A 3,995-nucleotide genomic window follows, 5' to 3' on the forward strand; every position below is an offset into this window, starting at 1 on the left:
AATGGAAATTTTTTCTTTCTTCCAGACATCGATAATTTTTTGGCGAAAATCTACGGAATAGGGTCTCATAGGAAGCTGGTAAGTTCTATTATTTGTCTATTTGCTTTCCATTGTACCTCATAGCTCCAAGAATTGCTATATTGCCAGAACAACAGTCACTAATGCACCGGAGAGGAGATTGTCAATCCAGTCTTTATTAGTTTGATAGAATTGTATTATAGAATTCCACATAAGCCTATTTTAGATTTGAGATTTTCGATTTGAGATTGCGGAATGTGTGTCTAAAGATTTGTAGAAAATTAATTCGACTTCTTTTCACCGGTGAGAATATTCTTCCTCCTCGCTACGATAAGGCAAATTTTAGCTGCTTGTAAGTCCCTATTACCAACATATTGCCACAGGCAAGAATCGATATCTACAGGGTAAGCACATCTTAACAATCCTTGACAAAAGCTGCTGTCGGGTTGGGTTTCGTTCCTTGCTAACAGTATTGGTGTTGCTGAATTAAGGTATGAATGCCAACTTTGCACCGCATCGAAAAGTTAGTTTGTATCTAGGTTTTAAAAATCCCACAAAAGAAGATTTATACCAAATCCGCTTTTAATATTACGACTAACTCCCGATCGAACTTCAAAAACCCAGTTATGGATTTTTTCCCCCTACTCCCCACTCCCGATTAAAATTGAATTTCACTCATATCTAGGGATAAAAAGCGATCGAGTCCTAAATACATCCAATAAATAGAGTTTGGGGATTCCTGAATAGTTTTTTGAAATCCCAAGACTGCAGCTAATTTCTCATAATCGGGATGAATAATCAAAGTATGTAAATCGCAGAGATTAGGAAAATCTAATGTCATTTTCTGGAGAGTTTTTTGGGCATCTTGCAGAAAAATTAAACGATATTTATCTAAATAATTAGCATCGATCATCCAACTGCGAATAAATACCGAAAGACAATTTTCATCTCCCACGGATGCCATTTTAAAAGGATCCTGTTCGTTGATCGCACTTAGATGTAAACTCTTGTTAGGAGAGGTAAAAAAATTCGCTTCCGACTCGCTTGCGGTGGGATAGAGGAGATAAAAACCGACGGGATTAAGATTATCTACCCGACGCAAAACTCGCATACCTGTGGTGTAATCTTTTGCCCAACCCCGCAACAGACGAGAAATGCGATGGGGAATTGCTTCAGCATTGCGATTCATCCAGTTATAATTGCGTGTCAGCAAGTTAGCCACAGGAATCGCATCACAACGGGGATTAAATTGATCTAATTGCAATTCTACAGATGATTCTGAGCTATCAGGCTCTAAAATCTCCGTAATTGGCTTGATTTTAATTCTGGTTGTGTTGCCGTCAAAAATTTTTTCAATTAAACCAAGGGCTGCTAATTTATCTAACATCATACCGGCAGAGCGATCGCTGCCCTGGTCCTGATCCTGATAAAATAAATCCGATGCTTGCCGATGGGTACAGATAATGGCAGTGGTGGGAAAAATTAACTGGGATAAGGGGGGTTTTACCTGTCCCTCCTTGGCAATCGCATAAATCCAGAGACGCAGAAAACAAGTGGCACGCACCCGGGTTAATCCCACTCTCCCCACTAAGCACTCGATCATTTGTTCTTGTTTTTCCCAAGAAAACCAAATTTTCAGATGTTTAATCTCCATCTTTTTGCTCCTAGATTCTGACAACGATTATACTTGATACTTCACCACACTTCACCCCACTTCACCCCAGTTCTCAACCCTCCCCCTACTAGATAGCGCTCATTGTTGTTGCACCTCTAGAACCGACAGAATGGTTCCAGAAACATTTAGGAGACGATTATGAACGATAAAAAATACGGTACTGCTCCCAGTCATACTCAAGCGTGGATTTTTCAAACTTGGTTATCTTTTATTGTCTCTATTTCTGCCACTTCTTTAGGAGTTATTTATCTACCAGTAGATCCGTGGATTAAAGGTTATTTAGGCATGGGTTTACTATTTAGCGTCGGTTCCACCATTAGTTTATCAAAAACTGTCCGCGATGTCGAAGAATCTAAACGCTTAATTAATCGCATTGACGAAGTAAAGTTAGAACGAATCTTGACTCAGTACGATCCTTATAAGGAGTAGTTTTTCTCAGTTATTGGTTATCAGTTTTTTCGATTATTCTCACTCTTTTTTCTGACTTAGGAGAGTTTATATGCTATTCACAACTAATCTCATCGGTGTGACCAAAGGAATAATTTCTCTTTTACAAAATCCTGGTAACATTCTGTCTGTATATGATATTGAAGATGGACTAAAAGAGAGTTGGTTACAGCGATTATCTTTGCAATATGTTAAAAGCGATCGGGAGCATCTCACCTTTGTAACTCCTAAATTAAGTTTTATGTCAAGCTATTTTGAAAGCCTTGCTAGAAGCAAGTTTCATCGACAAGTATAATTACTCACTTGCACAAATGAGATGCCTCCTCCCTAACAAATAAACAAACCAATAGATACTTGAGGCAATGATGATTGCAGAATTAAATATCCGGTTAGAAGCCCACGAAAAAACAACCGAAGAGATAAGGCTACGGAAGGAAGATATCGACCGGCAGTCGGCCGAGTTTAACCAGTGGATGACCAGAATCAAAGCAAGGCTGGATGCGATCGCAGGCAAGATCGAACGGGCCAAAAACAACACCAAGTAGGGTTTGTGGCAAAAAGTTTTTCCTGGGGGCCGGGTGTGGGGTGTGGGGTTTTACCAGTTTTGAGGTGGCCAATTACCTAATTTTCAGGGAAAAAGTGCCTAAATTTCCCCCCGATCACTCCCATATCCAGTACTTTTTGATTGACAAAAGGTCTAAAAGTCTTACCCAACAAGGTTTTTAGATTTATTCAGCAAGCCCTAAGTAAGCTTTCTTGGGCATTTTATCTCCCTGTCTTTAACGCTCTTGGAGGGAGTCTGGCAAAAGTCTTACAGTCTCTAAACCCTAGCTCTCTTATGGAGTAAGCCTTCAAGCTATCGCTAACTAACAGAAACCCGAAATTTGAGTTTTTATTAGAAAAAAAGTTAGCGATCACTTGTCAACCAAGGGTTTCAGAATCTGGATTCGGTCAGGGATTTCCGAAAGTTCCAGAAGAGCGTTAAGTAGTCGTGCAAAATTAATTTCCTAGTCGAGACTCCGAGACTCCGAGACTCCGAGACTCCGAGACTCCGAGACGGGGGACTCCGAGACAGCTATCAGGGATCAGATTTGAATTTTTAGTTCACTGTTTACTGGTCACAGCAAAAAGCTTTTGGCTGACGGGTGACGGCTTGGATGTGTAATTAATTTTGCTTAGGTACTTAATCGTTTTATCATAACAGGATTTAGTATTAGGTGCTGCGTGACGGTGAACAGCAGGGAAAACCAAATCGTCGGGATCGGTATCGCCGTCCATTTTACGGTGGTGAGGATGTCAACGGTAAAATTTCCGTAAAGAGGTTGATTCCTATTGATTTATATATCAAGTTCCCTGCCGCAAAGAATCGATAGATACTTGAGGCAATGATGATTGAAGAATTAAATACCCGGTTAGAAGCCCACGAAAAAACAACCGAAGAGATAAGGGAACGGAAGGAAGCTATCGACCGGCAGTCGGCCGAGTTTAACCAATGGATGACCGGAATCAAAGCAAGGTTGGATGCGATCGCAGGCAAGATCGAACGGGCCAAAAACAACACCAAGTAGAGCGAACGCAAAGCGCTCGCTACGCCAGATCGCATTCTCTCGCTCAAAGGAAAAGGTGCTTCATGAGTTTATTGTCGGCAAATCGATCGCTTCGACCAACTAACCGAACATAACCCCACCTTATCACCCCAACAAGAAATACTTTTGTCAAACCCCTTTACAAACCGATACAAAGTCTCTAAGATAGAGACATCATCAATCGTACCTCGATAACTTAATAGGAATCATAAACCAATGACCACCACTCTACAACAGCGCGAGAGCGCTTCCCTGTGGGAGCAGTTCTG

Annotated in this window: 5 protein-coding genes; 4 read left to right on the forward strand and 1 reads right to left on the reverse strand. The window is 40.9% G+C overall.

The genetic code is table 11. From position 1 onward, the window contains the following. Nucleotides 1-676: 676 nt before the first annotated feature. Nucleotides 677-1,672, reverse strand: a complete 996-nt coding sequence (locus IM477_RS11295; protein ID WP_287731776.1) for a hypothetical protein — start codon at nucleotides 1,670-1,672, stop codon at nucleotides 677-679. A 159-nt stretch (nucleotides 1,673-1,831) separates the two neighbouring features. On the opposite strand from IM477_RS11295, the gene IM477_RS11300 reads away from it, so the two are divergent. The 4 genes from IM477_RS11300 to IM477_RS11315 all read left to right on the forward strand — a co-directional run bounded on the left by IM477_RS11300 (nucleotide 1,832) and on the right by IM477_RS11315 (nucleotide 3,708). After that, on the forward strand, nucleotides 1,832-2,122 hold the full coding sequence (locus IM477_RS11300) for a YiaA/YiaB family inner membrane protein (RefSeq protein ID WP_287731777.1): 291 nt from the start codon (nucleotides 1,832-1,834) through the stop codon (nucleotides 2,120-2,122). A 70-nt stretch (nucleotides 2,123-2,192) separates the two neighbouring features. Next, nucleotides 2,193-2,435: a hypothetical protein gene (locus IM477_RS11305; RefSeq protein ID WP_287731778.1), complete on the forward strand. Its 243-nt coding sequence runs from the start codon at nucleotides 2,193-2,195 to the stop codon at nucleotides 2,433-2,435. Nucleotides 2,436-2,502: 67 nt separating this feature from the next. Then, nucleotides 2,503-2,685, forward strand: a complete 183-nt coding sequence (locus tag IM477_RS11310; RefSeq protein WP_002758041.1) for a hypothetical protein — start codon at nucleotides 2,503-2,505, stop codon at nucleotides 2,683-2,685. An 840-nt stretch (nucleotides 2,686-3,525) separates the two neighbouring features. Then, nucleotides 3,526-3,708 (forward strand): hypothetical protein, encoded by a 183-nt coding sequence (locus IM477_RS11315; protein WP_052275901.1) that lies wholly within the window; start codon nucleotides 3,526-3,528, stop codon nucleotides 3,706-3,708. Nucleotides 3,709-3,995: the final 287 nt, after the last annotated feature.

This window comes from Microcystis sp. M090S1 (assembly GCF_020246295.1).
Taxonomy (GTDB): domain Bacteria; phylum Cyanobacteriota; class Cyanobacteriia; order Cyanobacteriales; family Microcystaceae; genus Microcystis; species Microcystis aeruginosa.

What these genes read in the sequence shown, in the direction of transcription:
- IM477_RS11295 (WP_287731776.1), bottom strand. Translation starts at nt 1,672, where the DNA reads ATGGAGATTAAACATCTGAAAATTTGGTTTTCTTGGGAAAAACAAGAA.
- IM477_RS11300 (WP_287731777.1), top strand. Translation starts at nt 1,832, where the DNA reads ATGAACGATAAAAAATACGGTACTGCTCCCAGTCATACTCAAGCGTGG.
- IM477_RS11305 (WP_287731778.1), top strand. Translation starts at nt 2,193, where the DNA reads ATGCTATTCACAACTAATCTCATCGGTGTGACCAAAGGAATAATTTCT.
- IM477_RS11310 (WP_002758041.1), top strand. Translation starts at nt 2,503, where the DNA reads ATGATGATTGCAGAATTAAATATCCGGTTAGAAGCCCACGAAAAAACA.
- IM477_RS11315 (WP_052275901.1), top strand. Translation starts at nt 3,526, where the DNA reads ATGATGATTGAAGAATTAAATACCCGGTTAGAAGCCCACGAAAAAACA.